This is a genomic window from Candidatus Rhodobacter oscarellae, assembly GCF_001078595.1.
In the GTDB taxonomy this organism is placed as follows: Bacteria; Pseudomonadota; Alphaproteobacteria; order Rhodobacterales; family Rhodobacteraceae; genus Rhodobacter_B; species Rhodobacter_B oscarellae.
The window spans coordinates 2,806,506-2,828,686 of the sequence record NZ_LFTY01000002.1 but is presented as its reverse complement, the minus strand read 5'-3'; the positions used below and the strand labels follow the sequence as shown (position 1 = coordinate 2,828,686).

Below are 22,181 nucleotides of genomic sequence, written 5' to 3'. Positions count from 1 at the left end.
AAGGAGCACGCCGAAAATGGGTTACAAAATCGTCGTCGCGGGCGCCACGGGCAACGTGGGCCGCGAAATGCTGAATATCCTCGCCGAGCGCGAGTTCCCCGTCGATGAGATTGCAGCACTCGCCTCGCGCCGGTCGCTTGGCACCGAGTGCTCCTTTGGCGATGACACCCTGATCACTCAGGACCTTGATACGTTCGACTTCACGGGCTGGGACATGGCGCTGTTTGCCATTGGTTCGGAGGCGACGAAGAAATACGCGCCTAAGGCCGCGGCGGCGGGATGTGTGGTGATCGATAACTCGTCGCTCTACCGCTACGACCCGCAGGTGCCGCTGATCGTGCCCGAGGTGAACCCGTCAGCGGTGCATGACTACGCCAACAAGAACATCATTGCGAACCCCAACTGCTCGACCGCGCAGATGGTGGTGGCGCTCAAGCCGCTGCATGACCGGGCCACGATCAAGCGCGTCGTTGTCTCGACCTACCAGTCCGTGTCCGGCGCGGGCAAGGACGGCATGGACGAGCTCTGGGACCAGACCAAGGCGATCTACAACCCGACCAGCGAAGTCCCCCCCGCCAAGTTCACCAAGCAGATCGCCTTCAACGTGATCCCGCATATCGACAGCTTCATGGACTCAGGCGAGACCAAGGAAGAGTGGAAGATGGTCGCGGAGACGAAAAAGATAGTGGATACAAGGATTAAGGTCACCGCGACCTGCGTGCGCGTGCCGGTCTTTGTGGGCCATTCCGAGGCGATAAACATCGAGTTCGAGGACTTCCTGGACGAGGACGAGGCCCGCGAGATCCTGCGCACCGCGCCGGGCATCCTGGTGGTCGATAAGCGCGAGGATGGCGGCTATGTGACCCCGGTGGAGAGCGCCGGGGACTATGCCACCTTCATCAGCCGGATCCGTCAGGACAGCACGATCGAGAACGGGCTGAACCTGTGGTGCGTTAGCGACAACCTGCGCAAGGGCGCGGCTTTGAACGCGGTGCAGATCGCCGAGCTGCTGGGCCGCGAGGTTCTGAAGAAGGGCTGACCACCGGTCCGCGAAGCGGTCGGGTTAAACGCCGGTTAACGCTGCGCGCGCCCCGAACCGCCGCCAGCCCTGCGAATCAGGGCGTTAACCCCTTCTTTTGTGGGGTTTTCGGCGGTCGGACTTTTGTCGGCAAAACGTCGGACTTTCGTCGGACCCGTTCCGCCAAACCGCCCGGGTTAATAGACCGCGCGGCGGGTTAGGAATTCGTTGGGGGCAGGGGCGTGGCACCGCGCGCACCACCTGGGCGGCAGGATGGGGTGGAACCCCATCCTACGATGGCTGCCCTGCCTTCCCTCGCGAAAGAGATGCCGTTACCCTGCCCATAGGTTGAGCGAGCGGCGCATTTTGGACGGATTGCTAAAAGTCATTTCGGAGCTAGGATTTTGGGGCGCGCTTTTTGCCGTCACCTTCACCTCATGCTTCTGGTTCATCGGCAATCTGAAAGACAGCCCGAATAGCCGCAGGCGGATGATGGTCTGGCTGCAGGACGACACCTGGGGCGTGGCCTATCGGCGGCTGTTAAAACGCAGGCTGAACATCCTGGATTCGGTGCTGTGTGCGCGCGACGAGCGCATCTTGCCCAAGACCCACCCCGCACGAGCGTGGAGTCTGAACCTGCTGTCCTTTACGCTGATCTTCGCCTTGGCCTATCCGGTCCTGTCGCTTTGCCTGCGCTGGATGGTGACGAATTCGGGGATGGTTGGCGGTGTAGAGGTTCTGGCACCGGAGCCACGCACCTGGCTGCGCTATGGGACGATAAGCCTTTTAGGTTTTGGCTTGGCCATGGTGCTAATTTCCACCCGGTTCACCGATCTCACCCGACGACTACTAGTCTTCGTCGGGTGGGGGTCGATAATGGCAATGTTGGGCCTGTCGATCTGGCTCGATAGTTCCGCAGTCGCATTCGCAGTCGCAGGCGCAGGAGCATTCGCATTCGCATTTGTAGGCGTATTCGCAGGCGCAGTCGCATTCGTATTCGTCGGCGCAGTCGCAGCCGCAGTCGCAGGCGCATTCGCAGGCGTAGGCGCATTCGCATTCGCAGTCGCATTCGCATTCGCATTCGGATTCGCAGTCGTACTCGTGTTCGTAGTCGCAGGCGCAGGCGTAGGCACAGGAAGCTGGCTCAATCTATGGTTCGGACAGAAAACTGGTCGTCCTAGATTGGTACTTGGCCTATGGGCGGCGATGGCGTTGGTTTTCGTGTGGTTCGCCACGCCTTTCATGCCCGAGCTAGACAATGAAGAACGCGGGCAGCTTTTGTTCCTGTCTTTCCTGCCGCTGGTGAACGGGCTGGCGGATTTTGCGTCCATTGGTCTGACTCGCTGGTCCTTGCGCAAGGGCGTGCAGGGGATGCTGCCCTGGTCCTGGGTGATCGACCTGGCCGGCGCGGTGGTGATCTTTTTTGGGCTTGGCGCGGTGATTATCCTGTTCATCCATATGGCGCAGCCGGGCGGGGTGCCATTGTTGAGTCTCGAAGTTCTCTTTGCCGAGATCAAAGGCCCGGCCACGCGGGGTCAGTACTGGTGGCTCTTGTTCATGCTGTTCTCGACCCTGATCCCGACCGTGCTGCACGGGGTGGTCGCGGCCACGGCGTTTTTCACCATCTACCCAAAGCCCTGGCGGCTGCGCATCACCGCATGGCTGCGCGACGCCCCGGAGGACGCCATCGCGGCGCGGGGCGGGCGGGTCACTTTGGCGCTGGCCTTCACATTGGCCTTCTTTGTGCCGGTGTTTCTGATCGTCGAGGCCGTCCGCTGGTGGCCCGGCATTCTGAACGGCACGATCTGGGTGTTTGAGGGCTTCGCGTGCTTGATCGGCGCGGCCTAAAGCGCGCGGCGCATGACGACCGCGTTGCTAAGCTCTCCGTTGGGATGCTTGTAGTAGCGCGGGCGCGTGCCGATCCTGGCGAAGCCGTCCTGCTGATAGAGCGCGATGGCGGCGGCGTTCGCCTCGTCCACCTCTAGGAAGACCGCCTGCGCCTCGCGCCGCCGGGCCTCGGCGGCGAAGGTCTCTAGCAGCGCCCTGCCCCTGCCCGCGCGGCGGGCGTCCGGGTCCACGGCGATGGTCACAAGCTCTGCCTCGCCCGCGACCGCCCGGCCCAGCGCGAAGCCGTCCTGGATCGTGCACAGGAACACCGTCGGCCCGGCCAGCAGGTCGGCGAATTCCAGCGCCGTGAAGGGCCGCGGCACGGTGAAACAGCGCGCGTGCAGCGCCGCCAATTCCTCCGGCGTCACGGCAAGGTCTCGGGTAAGATAACCGGCGGCGCCTCGCGCGGCGGGGCGGCATCGGCGGCGCGAAGATAGAGGGGCGCCGGACGCTCTGGCGCGGCGGCGGACCTGCGGGCGGCGATCCTGGCAATCGCGGATCCCGGCGCATAGAGCGCGGGCGCGTGCGCGGCGCCCAGATGCGCCGCGGCCTCTGCGCCCAAGCTGCCAATGCATTTCAGGCCGGGCTCTGGCTCTAGATCGTCCAGGCTGCCCAGGAACGGCTCTGCGGTTCCATAGCCGAACCTCTGGAAGTAGCCCTGCCCGCGCCGCGCGTCCAAGCAGGCCAGGACGGGACCCTCGGTCCCATAGGCCAGCGCCTCCAGCAGCGTCACGCCCATCGCGGGCACGCCCAGGCCCAGCGCCAGCCCGCGCGCCGCGGAGACCGAGATGCGCACCCCGGTGAAGTTGCCGGGGCCGATGCCCACGCCGATGCGATCCAGGTCGCCCCAGGCGGCGCCCGCCTCGGCCAGCACCTCTTGCAGCATGGGCATCAGCCGCTCGGCCTGGCCCTTGGTCATGTCCTCGTACCGCGCGGCGGGGCAGTCCCCGTCCACGATCAGCGCCGCCCCGCACCAGGGGCCGGAGGTGTCGAAGCCCAGCGTGATCATTTGGCGGCGTTCAGCGCGTCGCGCCCGGAGCCCTGCACGCGCGGCAGCCCGTCCTCGGGGTGCAGCCAGGGCACCTGCTGCTCGGCGTGGCAGTGCATCGTCGGGGCCAATGCGTCCATCTGGTCGATGATCCCGAGGGGCACGTAGATCTGGTCCGGGACATAGGCGAACCGGCCCGCGATGGGCCCATCACAGGCAGCGCAGGTCCAGCGGGTCACGGCCTCGCCGAAATGCCGCTCTCGCAATCCCGGCGGCAGCGGGAAATCCGCCTCCGCGAAGCCTGCGAGCACGGGCACCGCCGCGCCGGTCCAGCGCTTACAGTCGCCGCAATGGCAATAGCTCACCACCAGAGGCGCTTTCGCCTCGATCCGAACCGCGCCGCAGTAGCATCGCGCCGTCACCCTGTCAGGCAACAGGGCGCACCTCGAGCACCTCGGGGATGTAGTGGCGCAGCAGGTTCTCGATGCCCATCTTCAGCGTCAGCGTCGAGGAGGGGCAGCCCGCGCAGGCGCCCTGCATATGCAGGTAGACCACGCCGCGCTCGAAGCCGTGGAAGGTGATGTCGCCGCCGTCCTGCGCCACGGCGGGGCGCACGCGGGTGTCCAGAAGCTCTTTGATCTGGCCGACGATCTCGCCATCCGGGCCGGTATGCTCGGCATGGCCAGAGCCCGCCGCGGCCTCGCCCTGGATCACCGGTTGGCCGGACTGGTAGTGCTCCATGATCGCGCCGAGGATGGCGGGCTTGATATGCTCCCAGGCGACGGCGTCCTCTTTGGTCACCGTCACGAAGTCATTGCCGAAGAACACGCCGGTGACACCCTCGACCGCGAAGATGCGCTGCGCCAGGGGCGAATCCCCGGAGGTATCCGCCGTCGGGAAGTCGGCGGTGCCGGCCTCTAGCACGGTCTGGCCGGGCAGGAATTTCAGCGTGGCGGGGTTCGGCGTGGATTCGGTCTGAATGAACATCTGGGTGCTCCCTCTCTTGGTGTATGGATATGCGGCCTGGGGGCGCCCAAGTCAAGAGTTTAGAATGATTCTAAAAGTACGCCACGGGGACCGCCAGCAGATGCCACGCGCAAAGACGCCCAATCGGGCGGGCGCGCGGCCCCTGCGAGGCCCCAGCTAGCAGATCGCCTCGAGCTGATCGCGCGACAGCTCGCCCGGCACGATGGTGATCGGCACCGGCAGGCTCCCCGAGGAGCGGCTGAGCTGGTTTACCAGCGGCCCCGGCCCGGACCCGTCATTGCCCGCGCCCAGCACCAGCACGCCGATCTCGCTGTCCTCGCGCACCTGGGCGAGGATCTCTGGCACCGGCTCGCCCTCGCGGATCACCAGCTCTGGGTCGACGTTCTGCCGGTCGCGCATCCACTTGGCGAAGACCTCGAAATGGGTGTGGATGCGCTCGCGGGCCTCCTCGCGCATGATCGCGCCGACCCCGATCCAGTGCTGGAACTCCTCCGGCGGGATGATGGATAGAACCTGCACGCCGCCGCCGGTGCGCGCGGCGCGCAGGGCGGCGTATTGCATGGCGTTGAGGCATTCTTTGCTGTCATCCAGCACGACCAGGAACTTGCGCATGGGGTCTCCCTTGGTTGAACCGGATCATCGCCGGTTCCGGCGGGCGAAGCAATGGGGCCGGGCTGCGGCGGCGCGCCTCAGGCGGTGACGCGCTGGCCCGCGCCTGCGGCCTGGGCGCGCTCTAGCACCAAGGCCGTGGCGGCGTAGTCCCCCAGCGCGATGCCGCGGAACGCGAAACAGGACGGGCGGGCGGGGTCATATCGCAGAGGCTTGGCGCCGCTGACCAGCTCTGTCAGGTCGGCCCCCACGATCTCGGGCGGGATCATTTTGCGCTCGGAGGCCGCCTCCTGCTCGCGCTCATCAATGACCGCCTGCCCGAACGCTTTGAGGCTCTCTTGATGCCAGGGGATGCCCAGATCGGTGATCGCGGCGAAGGCGCCGGGCTTGAGCCAGCCCGCGTCCAGGAAGGGCGCGATGGCGTAATCCAGCGTCACCGAGGTAACCACCAGGTCCACGCCCTCCAGTGCCTCTTGCGGGGTGGCGGCCCTGCGGGCCGCGAGGCCTTTTGCCTTTGCCTCGGCGCAGAGCCGGTCCGCGTTCGCCGCGCCGCGCCCATAGACGCGCACCTCCTCCAGCGGGAAGAGCTCCATGAACGCCGCGAGATGGGTCGAGGCCTGCACCCCCGCCCCCACGAAGGCCACGCTTTTGGAGGCCGGGTTCGCCAGCCGCCGCGCCGCCACCGCCGACAGCGCCGCCGTGCGCGCGCCCGTGATCCAGTTCGCGCCCAGAATCGCCCTCAGCAGCCCCGTCTGCGCGTCTAGCGCCATGATCGCGCCGTTGATCGCGGGCAGGCCCCGGCCCGGGTTCTCGGGGCAGACGCTCACCTGCTTGAGCACGGTCAGGTCCTCGGCATTGCCCACCGCCAGGGTGGACATCATATAGCGGGCGTCACCGGGCAGCAGCGCCGATTTCGGCGTGGTATGCAGCGCGCCCTCCGACTTCTGGATCAGCGCCTTCTCGATGGCGTCCGCCACCTCGCCCGGCGCGATCCCCAGCGCCTCCAGCGCGCCGTCCGGGAGGTAGAGAAAGCCCTCGTCGCTCATGCCGAATGCGCCCAGTCCCAGTACATCTCGCGCACGCGCCGCGTCACCGGCCCCACCTGGTAATGCGTGCCGTCGAACTCGGTCACCGGCGTGACCTTCATCATGTTGCCGGACAGGAACACCTCGTCGGCCTCGCGGAAGTCGTCAAAGCTCAGCACGGTCTCGTGCACCTTGGTGCCGTCCAGGCCGAGGTTCGAGATGTGCCGCGCGCGGGTGATCCCGGCCAGGAAGGTGCCGTTGGGGATGGGGGTGAAGACCTCGCCGTCCCTGACCATGAACACGTTCGCCGTGGAGCTCTCGGCCACGTTGCCATTGGCGTCCGCCACCAGCGCGTTGCCGTAGCCCTTGGCATTCGCCTCGGCCAGCATGCGCGCGTTGTTGGGATAGAGGCAGCCCGCCTTGGCGTTGGTCACCGCGTTCTCCAGCACCGGGCGGCGGAAGCGCGTGGTGGTCAGCGTGGTGGCCGCATCCGGCGGGGCCAGCGGCTTGGCCTCCAGGCAGATCGCAAAGCCGGTCTTGCCCAGCGCGGGCACGACGCCCATCGGGCCGGCGTCAATCGCCCAGTACATCGGCCGGATATAGACCGCGGCGTCCTTTGGGTAGCGCTTTAGGCCCTCCCAGGCGATCTCGACCATGTCCTCGGTCGAGACCGTGGGCTCGATCATCAGCGCCTCGGCCGAGCGGTTCACCCGCGCGCAATGCGCCTCTAGGTCCGGGGCCACGCCCTCGAACAGGCGGGCGCCGTCAAAGACGTTGGTGCCCTGCCAGGCGCCATGATCGGCGGCGCTCATGATGGGGACGTCGCCCTCGTGCCAGGTGCCCTGATAAAAGGTGCGAATGTCGGTGCCCATGACCATGCGGTGATCCTCCTGTTTGGTGCGAGACTAGGCGCGCGGGAGGGGAAGGTCCAGGCGAAGTGACCCCCGGCCGCGGGCAGGCCAGGGGTCGAGTATGCGATGGGGTGGGGAAGATTCCATCGCGGGACGATGGCCACAATCTATCGCGGCGAGGCCACAGTTTTGTGACGCGGCGACCGGCGGCGCGGGCGGCGTGCCGCGATGCGCGCGGGGCTGACACGGTGCTGGAACTTGCTTGTTGAAAGGGATGTGAGATTTGGGCCGGAGCGGGCGTTGGTGCGCCACAATTTTCTTGCAAGAAAATTGCGAAACTCTTGTAAGAGTTTCTTTGGCGCGCGCCGCAATGATCCGCCATGCGCACCCTCTCACCGGACGCGGCCCCAACTTTCCTTTGAAGGAAAGTGCAAATCTCTTGCAAGAGATTTGGCGCGTCCAATGGGCGATCTGGGCCTTAGAGCTGCGAAGGACTGACCAAGCAAACCGCTCTCGAAAAGAGCGGTTAAGCGCCAGAGCCCACCATGCCGACGATCTCGTAGGTCTTTGCCAGGATTGGGGCGGTGATCTCGCGGGCGCGCTCGGCGCCGCGGGCGAGGATCCGGTCGATCTCGGCCTGGTCATCCATCAGCCGGGACATCTCGGCGCCGATGGGGCCCATCGTCTCCGCCGCCAGCTCCGCCAGCTGCGGCTTGAACTGCCCGAACTGCATCCCGCCCACATCCGACATCACCTGATCCACGCTGCGCCCGGACAGCGCGGCCATGATGTTCACCAGGTTGCGCGCCTCGGGGCGCCCGGCCAGGCCCACATATTCCGACGGCAGCGGCTCTGGATCCGTGCGCGCCTTGCGGATCTTGTTCGCGATCGCGTCCGCGTCGTCGGTCATATTGATCCGGCTCATATCGCTGGGATCGCTCTTGGACATCTTCTTGGACCCGTCCCGCAGGGACATCACGCGGGTGGCCGCGCCCTCGATCACCGGCTCGGTCTCGGGGAAGAAATCCACGCCGAAATCATGGTTGAACTTGATCGCGATGTCGCGGGTCAGCTCCAGATGCTGCTTCTGGTCGTCGCCCACGGGCACATGGGTGGCGTGGTAGACCAGTATGTCGGCGGCCATCAGCGCGGGGTAGGCGAAGAGCCCCAAAGAGGCGTTCTGCGCGTTCTTGCCGGCCTTGTCCTTCCACTGGGTCATGCGCTGCATCCAGCCCATCCGGGCGACGCAGTTGAAGACCCAGGCCAGCTGCGCGTGCTCGGGCACGGCGGATTGGTTGATCAGGATCGAGCGCTCGGGGTCGATGCCCGCCGCGATGTAGCCCGCGCAGAGCTCGCGCGTGGCCGCGGCGAGCGCCTTGGGGTCCTGCCAGACCGTGATCGCATGCAGGTCCACCATGCAATAGACCGTCTCATGCGTGCCCGCGTTCTGCATATCCACCCAGCGCTTCATCGCCCCAAGGTAATTGCCAAGGTGCAGATCCCCAGAGGGCTGCATGCCGGAGAAAACTCGGGGGGTGAAATCGGCCATTGTCTTGGTGCCTCCTGAGGCGGCGGCGGGACAAGTCCCGCCCTACGGGTTGCGCCGGGATGCGCTACCGGAAGGGGCGGGGGGCGTCAAGGAAGGCGGGCCGCAAGGGGGTGCGCCAAGACGGGCGCGGGCCAGGCAAAGGTGGTCCATAATACCGGCGGCGGTCTGGCACCGCCGGGGCCTATGCCTCTGGGTAGAGGGCTGCAACAGTGTTCTGCACCGCGGGCTCAAACTCGAACGCATCGCTGCGGTCGAGCCCGGCGGGCACCGCCGCGGGGCGTGGCGTTGGCTTGCGCGGCGCCGCTTTTGCCGCGCGCTCGCCCAGATACATCGGGTGAAATTGGTTGATCGCCATCCCGGCCTCATAGAGCCCGCCAGGGGTCCCACGCGCCAGCCTCTTGAGGCAGTCCTGGCGCAGAAGCTCAAACAGCTTCGCCCGCCCCAGAGATCGCGGATCAATCCCGCGCTGCATATCCAACATGAATTCACCTTTTGGCCTGCAAAGAATGTCCGAAAACCTCTCCGCACTGGGAGCAGCCAATTTAGAGTTAACTTTGCCGAAGATCTTCTCATTTTGGGTCATTGTCCCCGTTTCGGGAACAAGCCCACTAGAGACCCGGCTTTGTTTCCCCCTACGCCTGGATCGGCGTGTTTTGCAGCGCCCTGTGCAGCGCCTCGACCATCTGGTCCACATGCGCGCGGCTGAACTGCAGGTTCGGGCGGATCTTGAGCGTATTGTAGTGGATGCCCAGGCGGTTGAGCAGGATGCCGTCCTGGCGCAGCGCATCGACCATGCGCGTGGTGAACGCGGCGGCCGGGGCCTTGCTGGCCCGATCGGTGACGAGCTCGACGCCGCAGAACAGCCCGGCGCCGCGCACATCGCCAATCACCGCGTGCTGGGCGGCCAGCTGCTGCATCGCGGTCTTGGCATAGGCGCCAACATCGGCGGCCCGCGCCATCAGCCCCTCCTCCTCGATCACATCTAGCACGGCCTCGGCGGCCGCGCAGGCCACCGGGTTGCCGGCGAAGGTGTTGAAGTAGCGGAAGGTCTCTTGGAAGGCCTCCATCACCGCGGGCGAGGTGATCACCCCCGCCACGGGAAAGCCGTTGCCCATGGGCTTGCCAAGGGTCACGATGTCCGGCGCGCAGACCGTGCGCTGATGCCCCCACATATGGCTGCCCAGGCGCCCGAAGCCGGGCTGCACCTCGTCGGCGATCAGCACGCCACCGGCGGCGCGGATCGCGGCCTCGGTCGGCGCCAGGAACCCCGGATCGAGATCCGGGAACCCCTCATTGGCAAAGAACGGGCAGAGCATCATGCAGGAGAAGCCGTGCCCAGCCTCCTCGAGGTCGCTGATCGCGCGCTGCACCTCGGCCGCGAAGGCCCGCGCATGGGCCGCACCGGCCTGCCCGCCCAGCGGGCGGTAGCTGTCCGGCGCGGGCACGTGCCGGATATGGCTGCCATCGCCGGTCTTGGGCGGGTTCGTGCGCGACAGCGCCGCCACCGCGGTGGTGTTGCCGTGATAGGTGTGGTCGGTGACGATGATGCCGCGCTTGCCGGTGACCGCCTCGGCCATGCGCAGCGCCAAGTCGTTCGCCTCGGAGCCGGTGCAGGTCAGCACGCCCATAGAGAGCGGGTCGGCGAAGCTTGCCGTCAGCCGGTCAAGATAGCGCAGGATGCCCTCGTGCAGGTAGCGCGTATGGGTGTTGAGCGTGGCCGCCTGGGTCGCCACGGCCTCGACAACCTTGGGGTGGCAATGGCCCACATGCGGCACGTTGTTGTAGCAGTCCAGGTACTGGCGCCCGTCCGCGTCCCAGACCCAGACGCCCTCGCCGCGCACCAGATGCACGGGCTCTTCGTAGAAGGTGGTGACCTTGGCCCCCAAAAGGCGCGTGCGGTCGGCGATCAGATCGGCGGATGTGCGGGTCATATCGGGTGCCTCGTTTTTCGCCGGGAGATTGGCGAGATGTAGGCGAAAGCGCAATCAGGAAAACGGGGAGGGGGGCGGCAAATCTCTTGCAAGAGATTTGCACTTTCCTTCCAAGGAAAGTTGGGCCCGCGTCCGGTGAGAGGGTGCGCATAGCGGATCATTGCGGCTCGCGCCGAAGAAACTCTTGCAAGAGTTTCGCAATTTTCTTGCAAGAAAATTGTGTCGCGCCAGGGTCCGCTGGGGAGGGCCGAGGGGAGCGCAGCGCTCCGCTCACAGCCGCGCTTGTCGCTTGCATTTCCTGCGGTGCCACCGACAAATGCAGACATGCTCGCACGGATTGCTGCAACCTCTCTCGCGCTTTGGCTTGGGCTCGCCCTGCCAGGCGCCGCGCAGCTGTCGGACGAGCTGGCCCTGGCGCGGCAGGTCCTGGCAAGCGTGCAGGCCGCGTCCTTTGACCGCAACCGCGAGTTCTGCGGCATGCTGGGGCGCACCAAGGACGGGCGCCTGGTGGCTTCCAAGCCCAGGCGCGGGCGCCGCGTGAGCTGTCTGCCGCGCCGGCCCTTTCGTGCCAAAACACTGGTGGCAAGCTACCACACCCACGGCGCCTACAAGCAGAACGCGGATGGCGAGGTGCCCTCGCTGGACGACGTGCTGGGCGATATGGATGACGGGGTGGACGGTTACCTGGCCACGCCGGGCGGGCGGTTCTGGTACATTGACGGCACCACCGGCGTGTCGCGGCAGATCTGCGGCCTGGGCTGCCTGCCGCAGGACCCGGGCTTTATCCCCGGCGCTTGGGGCCCGGTGCGCAAGGTCTACACGCTAGAGCAGCTTGCCCGCCGGTTCGGTGGCGGCTAGCCCCCAGGCATTGCAAGGAGAAACGGGCATGAGGCATCTAGGATTGATCATCGCTGGCACCCTGCTTGCACAGCCGGCCGCGGCGCAGAGCCAGGACGAGATCGCCGCGGCGCGCAACGTGCTGATGCAGCTGCAAGACAGCTCTTTCGCGGCCAACCGCGCGACCCGCGCGACGCCGCCGAGATCATCGCCAGCTTCCACACCCATGGCGGCTTCGACGAGGACGCCGATAGCGAGGTGCCCTCGGTCTCGGATGTGCTGGCGGATATGGAGGAGGGGCTGGACGGGTACCTGTCCACGCCGGGCGGGCGGTTCTGGTTCATCGACGGGCAGACCGGCGTGTCGCGCCAGCTCTGCGGCCTGGGATGCCTGCCGCAGGACCCGGATTTTGCCCCCGGTTTGCACGGAACTATCTCTAAACGCTATACTTTAGGGCAGCTTGAGGCCCGCGAGAACGAATAGCGCCCGCGATCACGGCCACGTGCGCGATCGCCTCTTGGCAATTCCTGCCACTGGGTTAGGCTGGGGCGATACAAGACGACAATCTGGGAGTTAAGCTCATGAGAACAATCGCCTTCGCGGCGCTGGCCGCCATGGCCGCAACAGCCGCATCAGCAGAGACCTTTAAATGGGCGGGCACCACCGACCCGCAGACCATGGACCCGCATGCCGTAAACTCGGCCCCGGTCCTTAGCTTTCTGAACAACGTCTACGAGGGCCTGGTGCGCCGCGGCAAGGACATGGCGATCGAGCCCGCCCTGGCCACCTCCTGGGAGCCCATCGGCGAGGGCGAGGGCTGGCGCTTTACCCTGCGCGAGGGCGTGAAGTTCCAAGACGGCAGCGATTTCAACGCCGATGACGTGATCTTCAGCTATGAGCGCGCGGCCTCCGAGGTCTCTGACGTCAAGGGCTGGTTCGCGCCCATTGCCGAGGTCAAGAAGGTGGACGACTTCACCGTGGACTTCCTGACGAGCGCGCCGAACCCGATCTTCCCCGACAGCATCGCCAACTGGATGATCATGGACGCGGGCTGGACGACCGGCATCGACGCCGCCGTGCCCGACAAGGAGAACGGCAACGCCGCCACCCTGCAGGCGAACGGCACCGGCGCCTTCATGGTTTCGGACCGCCAGCCGGGGCTGCAGACCAAGCTGACGCCCTTTGACGGCTGGTGGGGCGAGGTCGAGCACAACATCACCGAGGCCACCTTTACCCCGATCAAGAACCCGGCCACGGCGGTGGCGGCTCTGTTGTCCGGCGACGTGGACCTGATCAACCCGGTGCCGATCCAGGACGCGGGCCGCATCGCCGAGCGTGACGGCATGAACGTGATCCAGGGGATCGAGGCCCGCGTGATCATGTTCGGCTTTGGGCATGAGGCGGACACGCTGAAATACGGCGCCGACGCGGGCAAGCCGAACCCGTTCCAGGACGTGCGCGTGCGCGAGGCCGTGGCCAAGGCGATCAATGTCGACGCCATCCTGGCCACGATCATGCGCGGCAATGCCGAGCTGGCAAGCCAGCTGGTGAGCCCGGCCATGCGCGGCTTCTCGAGTGCCAACGACGCCCGCCCGGTCTATGACGTGGAGGCCGCCAAGGCCCTGCTGGCCGAGGCCGGCTATGCCGACGGCTTCTCGTTTGGCCTGAAATGCCCCAATGATCGCTATCTGAACGACGAGGCGGTCTGTCAGGCGGCGGTGTCCATGCTGGCGCAGATCGGCGTGAAGGCAGAGCTCGACGCGATGCCGGTCAACAACTACTGGCCAGAGCTGCGCGCCGACAATTACGACATGTACCTGCTGGGCTGGTCGCCGGGCACCTTCGACCACGAGCACCCCGTGCGGTTCCTGGCCTCGACGCCCAACTCCGAGAAGAAGCTGGGCAGCTGGAACTTCGGCGGGTACTCGAACGCGCGCATCGACGAGCTGCTGCCGATGATCCAGTCCGAGATCGACGACACCAAGCGCCAGACTATGATCGATGAGGTCACCGGGATTTATCAGTCCGAGCACGCCTATGTGACGATGTATGTGCAGCCGCTGGTCTGGGGCACACGCGCCGGCGTGGAATTGGTCCAGCGCCCGGATAACTTCTTTATCCTACGGTGGGTCACAGCCAATTAACCCTCCCTAACACCGCATTAAGGGCGTCCGCGATCTCGCGGGCGCCCTTTTTATGTTGGGCATAAGCGCCTCAGCAACAAGCTGTTTCCCGGTGCAGCGCGCGCACGTTAACATTTCGTTAGGAAATGCGTTGCAGACTCCGCTCAGGTGGAACCAGGCCCGACTCCTGAGAGGCTCAACCGAATGCAGAACCGAGACCAAGACGCGGTAAGCGCGTTGGCGGATGGGTTGCGCCCGGAGCGAACCAGCGCATTCGCTGAAATTTTTCGAACGCATGGCGCGCGCGAACCCACCATCCTTTGGGATCCCAGCCTTGATGATATCGACAACCCGCTGCTGCGGCAGTTCCATTCCCGCTGCACCGCGCTTGCGGTGGATGGCGGTATCCGCATGCAGGACTTCCGGCTCGAGGATTTCAGAGGGCTAGAGGACTGGATGACGCTCCTGGACGTGGAGGCGGATGGCCGCGTCTTCCGCTACCGCCACTTCGGCGACGGCATCGCCAACATTCGCGGCCTGAAGCTGCTGGGGCAGACCACACAGACGCTTGGCGGCCACATCGCGCTGTTCTTTGACGCCGTGTTTCGGGCCGCGCTGCAGCACCGCCTGCCGGTCTTCACCGTGCACGAGCCGCCCAAAGCCATCTTCGCGCTGCAGTGGTCGCGGCTGATCTTCCCGCTCTTGGACGAAAGCGGTGACATCCGCCAGTTCCTGGTCATGACCCTGGCGGACAATGAGCTGCGCGCGGGGCTAGAGATCATCCCCGACCCGGTGCTGATCGTGGATCGCGATCAGATCATCCGCTTTGCCAACCGCGCCGCGCGCGAATCCTTCGGGCGCGAGCTTTACCTGGGCTCGGAAGTGGACCTGTTCCAGTTCGCGGGGATCGACATCGAGCTGCCCGCCACGCCCGAAGAGATGGCGCGCTCGGAGACCGTGCGGGACGTTGTCAGCCTGGCGATCCGCGGCACAATGATCGAGCGCTTCCACCTCACCGTCAGCGGCACGGCGCAATGGGGGTGCTGCTTTTACGTGATCACCCTGCGGCCGGCCACCAACCAGACGCAGGTGCCGGTGCAGTCGCAGATCGCCTAGCGGATAGAATTGAGCCGGCCTGTGGGCGGTGTGATTGGCCCGAAAGGGTGCGCGCGCGTAAGCACGCACCGCTTGTCTGCGAAATCCCTGGGCGGGCCGATAACCATCCCCCCCCCAGCGCTTGCCTAGACCGACGCCGTGGCCCCGCCATCCATGCGCATGTTCTGCCCCGTGATGTAGCCCGCGCCCTCAGACGCCAGGTAGGAGACCAAGGACGAGACCTCTGCCGTGGTGCCGTAGCGGCCCAAGGGCACCCGCTGGCGGCGCTCCTCCTTTTCGGGCAGGCTGTTGATGAACCCCGGCAGCACGTTGTTCATCCGCACATTGTCGGGCGCGTATTTGGTGGCGAAGAGCTTTGCGAAACTTGCCAGCCCGGCGCGGAACACGGCGCTGGTGGGAAAGAGCGGATCGGGCTCGAACACGCAGAAGGTCGAGATGTTGATGATCGCGCCGCCGCCCTGGGCCTGCATGATCGGGGTCACGATCCGGGTCGGGCGGATCACGTTCATCAGGTAGTAGTCCATGCCCTTGTGCCAGTCCTCGTCGCTGATATCGAGGATCGGCCCCTTGGGTCCGTGCCCGGCGGAGTTGACCAGCACGTCCACGCGGCCCCATTTCGCCATGGCCTTGTCCACCAGCGCCTGGTGGCCCGCGATCTCAAGGTTCGAGCCGGTATGCCCGACCCCGCCCAGCTCCTCGGCCAGCGCCTCGCCCTTGCCCGAGCTGGAGAGGATCGCCACCTCGAACCCGTCCGCGTGCAGCCGCCGCGCGGCGTCCGCGCCCATGCCAGAGCCCCCGGCGGTGATCAGTGCAACTTTTTTCATGTCTTGGTCTCCTTTAGTCGGGGCCACCCTATGAGGGCGGCGCAGGGACGAAAAGCCGTAATCCAGGCAGGCGCCCCCGGCGCAAAAGTTCAGCCCGCACGCGCCTCTTTATTGGGCCTGTAGGAGGCCGCGGTCCCCTTGAGGGATCAGCTCCGCCGCTGGCCCTCCACCAGCCGCACCAAGAGCGCGCGCAGCTGCTCCTTGCCGTCCTCGCCGATCACATCGGCGCAGCCTTCCTCGATCTGGCGGATCTGCACGGCGGCGAGGGTCCTAAGCCGCTGCCCCTTCTCGGTCACCGACACCACCTTGTCGCGCCGGCTGCCCTGGGCCAGGGCGACCTGCAGCACGCCGTGACCGGCGAGCCGGTCCACCGCCTGCTGCGCGGCCTGGCGGGAAAAGCCCAGCTCGCGGTGGATGTCCGACAGCTTCATCACCCGCCCGCGAAGCTGCCCAAAGACCCGCATGTCGGACTGGCGGATCTCGGCGAACTCCGTCGCCGCGCGGCCCTCGTCCATATAGCCGTTCCACTGCGCCAGGAGGGTCATCATCATGCCCTTCAGGTTGGTTCCCAGGAACGTGTCGTCTTTTTTGTCAATCAAGGTTGACATACCTCCAGGAAGCCTTACTTCGTCAACCATAGTTGAAGTTCTTGGGAGGCCGCAATGAACAGGCGCAGATTTCTGAAGGCAAGCGGGGCGGGGGTGGCCATGGCGGGCGCCGGGATGGGCTGGGCTCAGACGGGCGCGCGCCCGCTGCCGGTGCTGGCGATGACCGACCTCACCGGCGGCATAGAGGGCCGCATTGCGCTGGGCCTTGCGCCCGCCACCCATGATTTCGGCAACGGTGCGGCCAGCGCCACCTACGGGATCAACAGCAGCTATCTGGGCCCCGTGCTGCGCGTGAAGCAGGGCCAGACCCTGCCGTTTGACGTCAGCAACGGCCTGGCCGACCCCACGACGCTGCACTGGCACGGGCTGCACATACCCGGCCCGGTGGACGGCGGCCCGCACCAAGAGATCGCCCCCGGCCAGACCTGGTCCCCTGACGTGCCGATCCAGCAGCGCGCCTCGATGAACTGGTTCCATTCCCACACCCATGGCCGCACCGCGCAGCAGACCTACAAGGGGCTGGCCGGAGTCATGCTGATCGAGGACGACGCCAGCCTGTCCGCCGACCTGCCGCGGAGCTACGGCGTGGACGATTTTACCCTGGTCCTGCAGGACAAGCTCTTCGATGGCGCGGGGCGGATGCGCTATGAGGTCTCGGGCGAGGTCTTCGAGGACGGGTTCCAGGGCGACACCCTGGTGGTGAACGGCGCCATCGCGCCGCTGGCGCAAACCGTGCCGCGCGGGCTGGTGCGCTTGCGCATCCTGAACGCCTGCAACGCGCGTTTCCTGACGCTGTCGATGGCGGAGGGGCCGGTGCAGGTGATCGCCTCGGATGGCGGGTTCCTGGCGGCGCGGGTCGAGGCCGACAGCATCCTGATGTCCCCGGGCGAGCGCTATGAGATCCTGGTCGACCTGCGCCGCGCCGCCAGCAACAGCCTCAACGTCAGCTTCGGCGAGGGCGGCGGGTTCTTGGCGGGGCTCTTTGGTGGCGCAGAGACCGCCGCGCTGACGCTCAACTCGAATGCCGAGCCGGGCCTTGACGCCGCGCTGCCAGACGCGCTGGCCAATCTCGCGCCGCCTGAGCCGTCCGCGGCGCGCGTGACCCGCTCCTTCGCGCTAGAGATGGACACCGGCGCGGACCTTGCCGCGCTGGCCGCCAACTGGGGCAACTTCTGCGGCGGCGGCGCCATGGCGATCAACGGCCAGCCGATGAAGATGGACCGCATCGACGAGGCCGTGCGCAGGGGCGACACCGAGATCTGGCGGATCAGCGTCGATGACATGCTGCACCCGTTCCACATCCATGGCGGCTCGTTCCGCATCCTAAGCCAGAACGGCGCCCCGCCGCCCGCCTATGCGCAGGGCTGGAAGGACATGGTGCATGTCGAGGACGGCTGGTCCGAGGTGATGATGCGGTTCGACCACGAGGCCCCCGCCGACGCGCCCTACATGTATCACTGCCACATCCTAGAGCACGAGGATTGCGGCATGATGGGGCAGTTCACCGTGACCTAAAGCGTTGCGGTCATGGCGGCGGCGGTGGGGCTGGAGAACAGAAAGAACGGGTCGCCCCCGGTCACGATGGATTCAATCGCGTCCCCAAGCGCCCTCTGCAGCAGATAGGCCAGATCGTCGATGCGCGGGCTCATCACGCCGACGCTGATCTCTTGTCCGCCTTTCACCGCCTCGATCACGTCGAACATGGTCTTCCAGCCGTCCTCGGTCTGCCCAACAATCGCAAGCTGGAACCCCGCCGTTGTCGCGAGCCCCGTGAAGTCCGCGGGCGACAGGCCGTTCGCGGCGGTCAAAAGGTTGTAGCCAAGCGATTCCGTCACCGCCATGCCGATGGCTGTGCCGTCGTTGGGCTCTTTGCTAAGCGCGATGGGTGGCGCCGCAGTCAGGTCGCGGCAGGCGCGTCCTGGTAGGCAAATACCGGCGCCCAGTCCTGGCCCCAGACCCCGCGCCAGTAGTCCTGCAGCATGCTGTTCTGTATTGGCGCGCGCCCGGACCACAGATCGGCGTCCGGCCTGGAATGGCGCGCGAAATAGGCGTCGATCCTGGCCGAGAGATCCCTGACCACCCCCGCATGCGCCGGATCATCGGCCAGGTTCACCTCCTCGCCGGGGTCGTTGCTGAGATCATAGAGCGCGTCCGGCAGGTCCGGGGCGTTCGGCGCGCGCATAAGCATCGAGAAATCCAGGCCGCGCCCGCTGCCCGCCTGCCCCATCATAAAGTTCCGCACGGCCTCGGCGGATAGGCCCCGCCGGGGCACGCTGTCCATCGGGCAGCCGTCATACCGCGCGGCATGGCGGTTGCGGTTGCCGTCATTGGTGGCGGGCCAGTGCCCGTCGGGCGCCGGGAAGGGCACCTAGGCGAAACAGGGCCCGTCCTGCGCGCCGATCCAGTCCAGCGCCTTGTCGGTGAAGAAATCCACCGAATGGCCCGGCTGGGCGTAGACCTCACCGTTGTCAAAGATGCGGTTGTCGTAGAAGGACCGCACATGGCCGGCCGCCATCGTCACCCAGTGGTCCCAGCCGGGCGCCTTGGCCGACGGGTCGCCCAGGTGGTACTTGCCAAAGAGCCCCGTCGCATAGCCAAGCCGCTGCATCTCTTCCGGCAGGGCGAGCAAAAGGCGTTCGAGAACCGCCTGCCGCGCGCGGCCATCCGGTCGAGGTTGGGCGTGTAGACCTCGGCGTTGCCATAGCAGCCCAAAGTCTCGGCCATCTGATTGTCGGTGAAGATCAGGATGATGTTCGGCTTGCGCATGGAGGCGGCCTCGTAGAATTGTCCCGTCGGGGGCAGCATCCGGCAAGCGCGTATGTAAAGCAATGCGGCAGGGCCTGCCGGTCACTCCGTTGAGGTCAGGATGGCCTCGACGCGGCGGTTCTGTGCGCGCCCGTCCTTGGTCAGGTTGGTGGCCACCGGGGCAAGGAACCCGACCCCATCCGCCGAGACCTGCGCCCGGCTGACGCCAAGCGCGCGCACGAGCCGGTCCATCACCGCCGCGGCGCGGCGCTTGGACAGCGCCACATTCGCCGCCAGGCTGCCCTCGCTGTCGGTGTGGCCGACCAAAACGACGGTGCGCTCGGGCCGGGCGGTCAGATACGCGGCAAGCCCCTGCAGAGAGGCAAAATCTTGGTCGGCAAGCTCCGATCTGCCGGGCTTGAAGCTCAGATCGCCCAAGGTGGCATGACCCGTCGCCTCCAGCTGCGCGCCCACCGGGCCGGCGTCGGCCACGGTCGCGCGCGGCGCCTTGGTGGAAGCGACGACGGTCGCGGCCTGCGGCGTGGCGCCGACCTGGGTGAGCTGCACAAACCCCGCATTGGCGCTGCGGCTGACCACCAGGCTTGCGTATTCCGGGCCGTCATCGCCATGGCGCTGCGCCAGAAGGTAGCGGTAGTCGCCGAGGCTGACATGCATGTCGGGCTCTGGCAGCAGCTCCAGCTGGTAGCGGAAGTCAAACCCGCCGCATTGCCGGTCCTCGCATTCGAAGGCGATCTGGTAGCCCGCGGCTTCAAGCTGCACGCGCAGCGGTTTGAGCAGCTGCAGCGTGGTCAGGCTGCCCGCTCCCACCCGCCAGGTCATCTGGGTCACGGCGCCCTCGGCGGTGACGCCTTGTTTGGCGCCCTCCGAGAAGGCGGCGGTGGGCAGGAAAACGCTGTCCTTTGAGGTGCTTGTTTCCGCGATCGGGGTGGCTTGCGTGGGGAATTCCAGCTCCAGCGCTAGCGCCGCGCTGGGCGCCGCCAGGCAAAAGAGGCAGGCCGCTAACCTCACCGCGCCGCCGCGTGATAGGCGTGGTTGGGCTGCATCCCCGTGGCCGAGGCCACCCGGTTCGACATGTTGAAAAACCCCACCACGCTGGCGATGTCAAAGATGTCGCGGTCGCTGAACCCATGCGCGCGCAGCGCTTCGCGGTCCGCCTCCTCGATCTCGGCGCTGGCCTTGGTGACCTGCTCGGCAAAGCGCAGCATCGCGCGCTGCCGGTCGCTTAGATCGGCCACGCGCCAGTTCATCACCATCGCCTCGCCCAGCTTGGGGTCGCCCGAGAGCTGCCGCACCGCCGCGCCATGCGCCACCTGGCAGTACCAGCAGCGGTTGATCGCGCTGACCACCACGGCGATCATCTCGCGCTCCAGCTTGCTGATCCCCGAGGGCGCCAGCATCAGGTCGTTATACATGCCGGTGAAGGCGTTCAGCTTGTCGATGTCAAAGGCGTAGGCGCGCAGCACGTTGGGCACCATGCCCAGCTTGTCCTCGCAGACGTCGAAGTATTTCTGCGTCTCGGGCGGCAGCGGGTCGACCTGCGGCAGGTCCAGCGCGGTGGGCGAATTCTTTGGGTCGGTCATCTCTGCTCCGGGCGTCAGGCGCCTTCTTTTGTGCGGTAGTGATAGTGTCCCACAATCTGCATCCCCAGGGAAGAGTAGAGCGCGTTGGCCGGGGCGTTCGCGCGGGTCACAAGCAGCGCAAGCGTCGTGGCGCCCTGATGTTGCGCCCATAGCGCCGCGCGCCGCAAGATATTCGCGCCGACGCCCTGGCGGCGCATCGCCGGGGTGACCTCGATGGCGTGGATCATCGCGACGTTGTCATGGATCGCAACGAAACCCGTGCCGGCGGGCTGATCGTTGTGCCGCGCCAGGATCGCGGCCCTTGGGCCGCCCGCCCGCTCCATCACCGCGACGCGCTCCGGTCCGATCCCGCCCTCCGCCCAGAGGTCGCGCTGGATCGCCAAGGGCGGCCACAGCGCAAAGGAGGAGACCGGCGGCAAAGGCGCGCCCGTCAGCGCCGCGACGGGACAGGCATAGGCCACAGTGGGGTCGGCCACCGCATAGCCCTGCCCCGCCAGCACGGCATCGAGCCTGTCCTCACCCGCGCGGACCATCACCAGGGCGGGGCTCTGGGCGCTTTGGGCGTCCCATGCGCCCGCGCCGTCGAGGGTCGCCGCGCTGACGCGCTTGCCGCCCCCCGCGCCGTCACGCAATGTCCAGTCGCCGTCGCGCCGCGTGGCGGCCGGGGGCCAAGTGGCCTCAATCACCGCATAAAGCTGATCGGCCGTCATATCGCGCCCGGAAATTGCGCCCTAAGGTCCCGCGCCACGGCGGCGACGCTCTCCGCATCGGAGCCGCGCACGACGATATTGGTGCCGTAGATGCCGTTCTGGCTGAACGGGTAGGATCCCAGCGACAGCTCCGAATGGGCCGCGGCCAGCGCGGCCAAGGGACCGGCCACGTCGCCCTCGCCGCGCTCGATCCGCACGCTCTCGCTGACCAGCGGAGCGCCGCCCGAAAGCTTGGGCAGGACAGATGCGACCATGGCCTGAAAGATCGCGGGCACCCCGGCCATGACATGCACGTTTTCCAGCGTGAAACCCGGCGCCGCAGAGATCGGGTTGTCGATCAGGACCGCGCCGTCGGGGATGCGCGCCATGCGCAGGCGCGCGTCGTTGATCTCGGTCCCGGCGCGGGCGTAATGCGCCGCTAGGATCGCGCGGGCATCCGCGCGCACGTCGATCTGCGCGCCAAAGGCGGCGGCCACGCAATCGGCGGTGATGTCGTCATGGGTGGGGCCGATCCCGCCGGAGGTGAAGAGGTGGTCAAACGCGCTTCTAAGCGCGTTCACCGCGGCCATAATGGCCGCGCGGTCGTCCGAGACCACGCGCACCTCGCACAGGTCGATCCCGACCTTGGTCAGCTCGCCCGCGAGGTGGTACATATTCGCATCGCGCGTCCGGCCCGAGAGGATCTCGTCCCCGATCACAAGCATCGCGGCGGTGGGGTTGGGCATGCACGTCTCCTCTGGGCGGGGGCAAGAATTTTCCAAAATTCTTGACA

The 22,181-nt window shown here is 66.5% G+C and carries 27 protein-coding genes; 7 read left to right on the top strand and 20 right to left on the bottom strand.

The window, feature by feature from the left end:
* The first annotated feature begins 16 nt into the window (after positions 1 to 16).
* Both AIOL_RS18285 and AIOL_RS25210 read left to right on the top strand, forming a co-directional pair.
* Positions 17 to 1,039, top strand: a complete 1,023-nt coding sequence (locus tag AIOL_RS18285) for an aspartate-semialdehyde dehydrogenase (RefSeq protein WP_049644307.1) — start codon at positions 17 to 19, stop codon at positions 1,037 to 1,039.
* Positions 1,040 to 2,260: 1,221 nt separating this feature from the next.
* Positions 2,261 to 2,866, top strand: coding sequence for a hypothetical protein (locus AIOL_RS25210; RefSeq protein ID WP_152912589.1), 606 nt, complete (start codon positions 2,261 to 2,263; stop codon positions 2,864 to 2,866).
* Here the strand turns inward: AIOL_RS25210 and AIOL_RS18275 are convergent.
* The 10 genes from AIOL_RS18275 to AIOL_RS18230 all read right to left on the bottom strand — a co-directional run bounded on the left by AIOL_RS18275 (position 2,863) and on the right by AIOL_RS18230 (position 10,845).
* Positions 2,863 to 3,273, bottom strand: coding sequence for a GNAT family N-acetyltransferase (locus AIOL_RS18275; RefSeq protein WP_049644305.1), 411 nt, complete (start codon positions 3,271 to 3,273; stop codon positions 2,863 to 2,865). The two genes, AIOL_RS25210 and AIOL_RS18275, sit on opposite strands and share 4 nt — an antisense overlap.
* Positions 3,270 to 3,914, bottom strand: coding sequence for a tRNA (adenosine(37)-N6)-threonylcarbamoyltransferase complex dimerization subunit type 1 TsaB (tsaB, locus tag AIOL_RS18270; RefSeq protein ID WP_049644304.1), 645 nt, complete (start codon positions 3,912 to 3,914; stop codon positions 3,270 to 3,272). The genes AIOL_RS18275 and tsaB overlap by 4 nt, the downstream gene beginning before the upstream one ends.
* Complete coding sequence (locus AIOL_RS18265) at positions 3,911 to 4,327, bottom strand: GFA family protein (protein WP_235439085.1); 417 nt, start codon at positions 4,325 to 4,327, stop codon at positions 3,911 to 3,913. Before AIOL_RS18265 ends, tsaB begins: the two co-directional genes overlap by 4 nt.
* Positions 4,320 to 4,880: a NifU family protein gene (locus AIOL_RS18260; RefSeq protein ID WP_049644302.1), complete on the bottom strand. Its 561-nt coding sequence runs from the start codon at positions 4,878 to 4,880 to the stop codon at positions 4,320 to 4,322. The genes AIOL_RS18265 and AIOL_RS18260 overlap by 8 nt, the downstream gene beginning before the upstream one ends.
* A gap of 156 nt (positions 4,881 to 5,036) precedes the next feature.
* The gene (locus AIOL_RS18255) at positions 5,037 to 5,492 is read right to left on the bottom strand and encodes a universal stress protein (protein ID WP_049644301.1); all 456 of its coding nucleotides are present in this window, start codon (positions 5,490 to 5,492) and stop codon (positions 5,037 to 5,039) included.
* A 77-nt stretch (positions 5,493 to 5,569) separates the two neighbouring features.
* Positions 5,570 to 6,535 (bottom strand): ornithine cyclodeaminase family protein, encoded by a 966-nt coding sequence (locus tag AIOL_RS18250; RefSeq protein WP_049644300.1) that lies wholly within the window; start codon positions 6,533 to 6,535, stop codon positions 5,570 to 5,572.
* Complete coding sequence (locus AIOL_RS18245) at positions 6,532 to 7,392, bottom strand: branched-chain amino acid aminotransferase (protein ID WP_049644299.1); 861 nt, start codon at positions 7,390 to 7,392, stop codon at positions 6,532 to 6,534. Before AIOL_RS18245 ends, AIOL_RS18250 begins: the two co-directional genes overlap by 4 nt.
* A 499-nt stretch (positions 7,393 to 7,891) precedes the next feature.
* Positions 7,892 to 8,914, bottom strand: coding sequence for a tryptophan--tRNA ligase (gene trpS / locus AIOL_RS18240; protein WP_049644298.1), 1,023 nt, complete (start codon positions 8,912 to 8,914; stop codon positions 7,892 to 7,894).
* A 181-nt stretch (positions 8,915 to 9,095) separates the two neighbouring features.
* The gene (locus tag AIOL_RS18235) at positions 9,096 to 9,395 is read right to left on the bottom strand and encodes a hypothetical protein (protein WP_049644297.1); all 300 of its coding nucleotides are present in this window, start codon (positions 9,393 to 9,395) and stop codon (positions 9,096 to 9,098) included.
* A gap of 151 nt (positions 9,396 to 9,546) precedes the next feature.
* Positions 9,547 to 10,845 carry an aspartate aminotransferase family protein gene (locus tag AIOL_RS18230; RefSeq protein ID WP_049644296.1) on the bottom strand — a complete coding sequence of 433 codons (1,299 nt, stop codon included), beginning with the start codon at positions 10,843 to 10,845 and terminating at the stop codon, positions 9,547 to 9,549.
* A 324-nt stretch (positions 10,846 to 11,169) separates the two neighbouring features.
* Here AIOL_RS18230 and AIOL_RS18225 point away from each other — a divergent pair, with 324 nt between their 5' ends.
* The 4 genes from AIOL_RS18225 (at position 11,170) to AIOL_RS18210 (ending at position 14,921) form a co-directional block, all read left to right on the top strand.
* Entirely contained in the window at positions 11,170 to 11,703 is a 534-nt protein-coding gene (locus tag AIOL_RS18225; RefSeq protein WP_049644295.1) for a DUF4329 domain-containing protein, read from the top strand.
* A 9-nt stretch (positions 11,704 to 11,712) separates the two neighbouring features.
* Positions 11,713 to 12,165: a DUF4329 domain-containing protein gene (locus AIOL_RS26250; protein ID WP_082152671.1), complete on the top strand. Its 453-nt coding sequence runs from the start codon at positions 11,713 to 11,715 to the stop codon at positions 12,163 to 12,165.
* A gap of 98 nt (positions 12,166 to 12,263) precedes the next feature.
* Positions 12,264 to 13,826, top strand: a complete 1,563-nt coding sequence (locus tag AIOL_RS18215; RefSeq protein WP_049644293.1) for an ABC transporter substrate-binding protein — start codon at positions 12,264 to 12,266, stop codon at positions 13,824 to 13,826.
* Between the two features lie 183 nt (positions 13,827 to 14,009).
* A complete protein-coding gene (locus AIOL_RS18210) occupies positions 14,010 to 14,921 on the top strand; it encodes a PAS domain-containing protein (RefSeq protein ID WP_049644292.1) in 912 nt (303 codons plus the stop codon).
* A gap of 125 nt (positions 14,922 to 15,046) precedes the next feature.
* Here the strand turns inward: AIOL_RS18210 and AIOL_RS18205 are convergent, their stop codons facing one another.
* Together AIOL_RS18205 and AIOL_RS18200 are read right to left on the bottom strand one after the other, a co-directional pair.
* Positions 15,047 to 15,745, bottom strand: a complete 699-nt coding sequence (locus AIOL_RS18205) for an SDR family oxidoreductase (RefSeq protein WP_049644291.1) — start codon at positions 15,743 to 15,745, stop codon at positions 15,047 to 15,049.
* Between the two features lie 146 nt (positions 15,746 to 15,891).
* Positions 15,892 to 16,344 (bottom strand): winged helix DNA-binding protein, encoded by a 453-nt coding sequence (locus AIOL_RS18200; protein WP_152912588.1) that lies wholly within the window; start codon positions 16,342 to 16,344, stop codon positions 15,892 to 15,894.
* Positions 16,345 to 16,407: 63 nt separating this feature from the next.
* Here AIOL_RS18200 and AIOL_RS18195 point away from each other — a divergent pair, with 63 nt between their 5' ends.
* On the top strand, positions 16,408 to 17,868 hold the full coding sequence (locus AIOL_RS18195; protein ID WP_049644289.1) for a multicopper oxidase domain-containing protein: 1,461 nt from the start codon (positions 16,408 to 16,410) through the stop codon (positions 17,866 to 17,868).
* Here the strand turns inward: AIOL_RS18195 and AIOL_RS18190 are convergent.
* The 8 genes from AIOL_RS18190 to AIOL_RS18160 form a co-directional block, all read right to left on the bottom strand.
* Positions 17,865 to 18,194: a hypothetical protein gene (locus AIOL_RS18190; protein ID WP_049644288.1), complete on the bottom strand. Its 330-nt coding sequence runs from the start codon at positions 18,192 to 18,194 to the stop codon at positions 17,865 to 17,867. The genes AIOL_RS18195 and AIOL_RS18190 overlap by 4 nt on opposite strands.
* Before the next feature lie 56 nt (positions 18,195 to 18,250).
* Positions 18,251 to 18,721 carry a hypothetical protein gene (locus AIOL_RS18185; RefSeq protein ID WP_049644287.1) on the bottom strand — a complete coding sequence of 157 codons (471 nt, stop codon included), beginning with the start codon at positions 18,719 to 18,721 and terminating at the stop codon, positions 18,251 to 18,253.
* Positions 18,722 to 18,982, bottom strand: a complete 261-nt coding sequence (locus AIOL_RS25205; protein ID WP_200898766.1) for a sulfatase-like hydrolase/transferase — start codon at positions 18,980 to 18,982, stop codon at positions 18,722 to 18,724.
* Positions 18,871 to 19,119, bottom strand: a complete 249-nt coding sequence (locus AIOL_RS26355) for a sulfatase-like hydrolase/transferase (RefSeq protein WP_200898765.1) — start codon at positions 19,117 to 19,119, stop codon at positions 18,871 to 18,873. Before AIOL_RS26355 ends, AIOL_RS25205 begins: the two co-directional genes overlap by 112 nt.
* Before the next feature lie 81 nt (positions 19,120 to 19,200).
* A complete protein-coding gene (locus tag AIOL_RS18175; RefSeq protein ID WP_049644285.1) occupies positions 19,201 to 20,127 on the bottom strand; it encodes an OmpA family protein in 927 nt (308 codons plus the stop codon).
* A complete protein-coding gene (locus AIOL_RS18170) occupies positions 20,124 to 20,699 on the bottom strand; it encodes a peroxidase-related enzyme (RefSeq protein ID WP_049644284.1) in 576 nt (191 codons plus the stop codon). The genes AIOL_RS18175 and AIOL_RS18170 overlap by 4 nt, the downstream gene beginning before the upstream one ends.
* Positions 20,700 to 20,713: 14 nt before the next feature.
* On the bottom strand, positions 20,714 to 21,409 hold the full coding sequence (locus tag AIOL_RS18165; protein ID WP_049644283.1) for a GNAT family N-acetyltransferase: 696 nt from the start codon (positions 21,407 to 21,409) through the stop codon (positions 20,714 to 20,716).
* Entirely contained in the window at positions 21,406 to 22,134 is a 729-nt protein-coding gene (locus AIOL_RS18160) for a competence/damage-inducible protein A (RefSeq protein ID WP_049644282.1), read from the bottom strand. Before AIOL_RS18160 ends, AIOL_RS18165 begins: the two co-directional genes overlap by 4 nt.
* Positions 22,135 to 22,181 lie beyond the last annotated feature (47 nt).

What these genes read in the sequence shown, in the direction of transcription:
- AIOL_RS18285 (WP_049644307.1), top strand. Translation starts at nt 17, where the DNA reads ATGGGTTACAAAATCGTCGTCGCGGGCGCCACGGGCAACGTGGGCCGC.
- AIOL_RS25210 (WP_152912589.1), top strand. Translation starts at nt 2,261, where the DNA reads ATGCCCGAGCTAGACAATGAAGAACGCGGGCAGCTTTTGTTCCTGTCT.
- tsaB (WP_049644304.1), bottom strand. Translation starts at nt 3,914, where the DNA reads ATGATCACGCTGGGCTTCGACACCTCCGGCCCCTGGTGCGGGGCGGCG.
- AIOL_RS18260 (WP_049644302.1), bottom strand. Translation starts at nt 4,880, where the DNA reads ATGTTCATTCAGACCGAATCCACGCCGAACCCCGCCACGCTGAAATTC.
- AIOL_RS18255 (WP_049644301.1), bottom strand. Translation starts at nt 5,492, where the DNA reads ATGCGCAAGTTCCTGGTCGTGCTGGATGACAGCAAAGAATGCCTCAAC.
- AIOL_RS18250 (WP_049644300.1), bottom strand. Translation starts at nt 6,535, where the DNA reads ATGAGCGACGAGGGCTTTCTCTACCTCCCGGACGGCGCGCTGGAGGCG.
- AIOL_RS18245 (WP_049644299.1), bottom strand. Translation starts at nt 7,392, where the DNA reads ATGGTCATGGGCACCGACATTCGCACCTTTTATCAGGGCACCTGGCAC.
- trpS (WP_049644298.1), bottom strand. Translation starts at nt 8,914, where the DNA reads ATGGCCGATTTCACCCCCCGAGTTTTCTCCGGCATGCAGCCCTCTGGG.
- AIOL_RS18235 (WP_049644297.1), bottom strand. Translation starts at nt 9,395, where the DNA reads ATGTTGGATATGCAGCGCGGGATTGATCCGCGATCTCTGGGGCGGGCG.
- AIOL_RS18230 (WP_049644296.1), bottom strand. Translation starts at nt 10,845, where the DNA reads ATGACCCGCACATCCGCCGATCTGATCGCCGACCGCACGCGCCTTTTG.
- AIOL_RS18225 (WP_049644295.1), top strand. Translation starts at nt 11,170, where the DNA reads ATGCTCGCACGGATTGCTGCAACCTCTCTCGCGCTTTGGCTTGGGCTC.
- AIOL_RS18215 (WP_049644293.1), top strand. Translation starts at nt 12,264, where the DNA reads ATGAGAACAATCGCCTTCGCGGCGCTGGCCGCCATGGCCGCAACAGCC.
- AIOL_RS18210 (WP_049644292.1), top strand. Translation starts at nt 14,010, where the DNA reads ATGCAGAACCGAGACCAAGACGCGGTAAGCGCGTTGGCGGATGGGTTG.
- AIOL_RS18205 (WP_049644291.1), bottom strand. Translation starts at nt 15,745, where the DNA reads ATGAAAAAAGTTGCACTGATCACCGCCGGGGGCTCTGGCATGGGCGCG.
- AIOL_RS18195 (WP_049644289.1), top strand. Translation starts at nt 16,408, where the DNA reads ATGAACAGGCGCAGATTTCTGAAGGCAAGCGGGGCGGGGGTGGCCATG.
- AIOL_RS18190 (WP_049644288.1), bottom strand. Translation starts at nt 18,194, where the DNA reads ATGGCGGTGACGGAATCGCTTGGCTACAACCTTTTGACCGCCGCGAAC.
- AIOL_RS26355 (WP_200898765.1), bottom strand. Translation starts at nt 19,119, where the DNA reads ATGCGCAAGCCGAACATCATCCTGATCTTCACCGACAATCAGATGGCC.
- AIOL_RS18170 (WP_049644284.1), bottom strand. Translation starts at nt 20,699, where the DNA reads ATGACCGACCCAAAGAATTCGCCCACCGCGCTGGACCTGCCGCAGGTC.
- AIOL_RS18165 (WP_049644283.1), bottom strand. Translation starts at nt 21,409, where the DNA reads ATGACGGCCGATCAGCTTTATGCGGTGATTGAGGCCACTTGGCCCCCG.
- AIOL_RS18160 (WP_049644282.1), bottom strand. Translation starts at nt 22,134, where the DNA reads ATGCCCAACCCCACCGCCGCGATGCTTGTGATCGGGGACGAGATCCTC.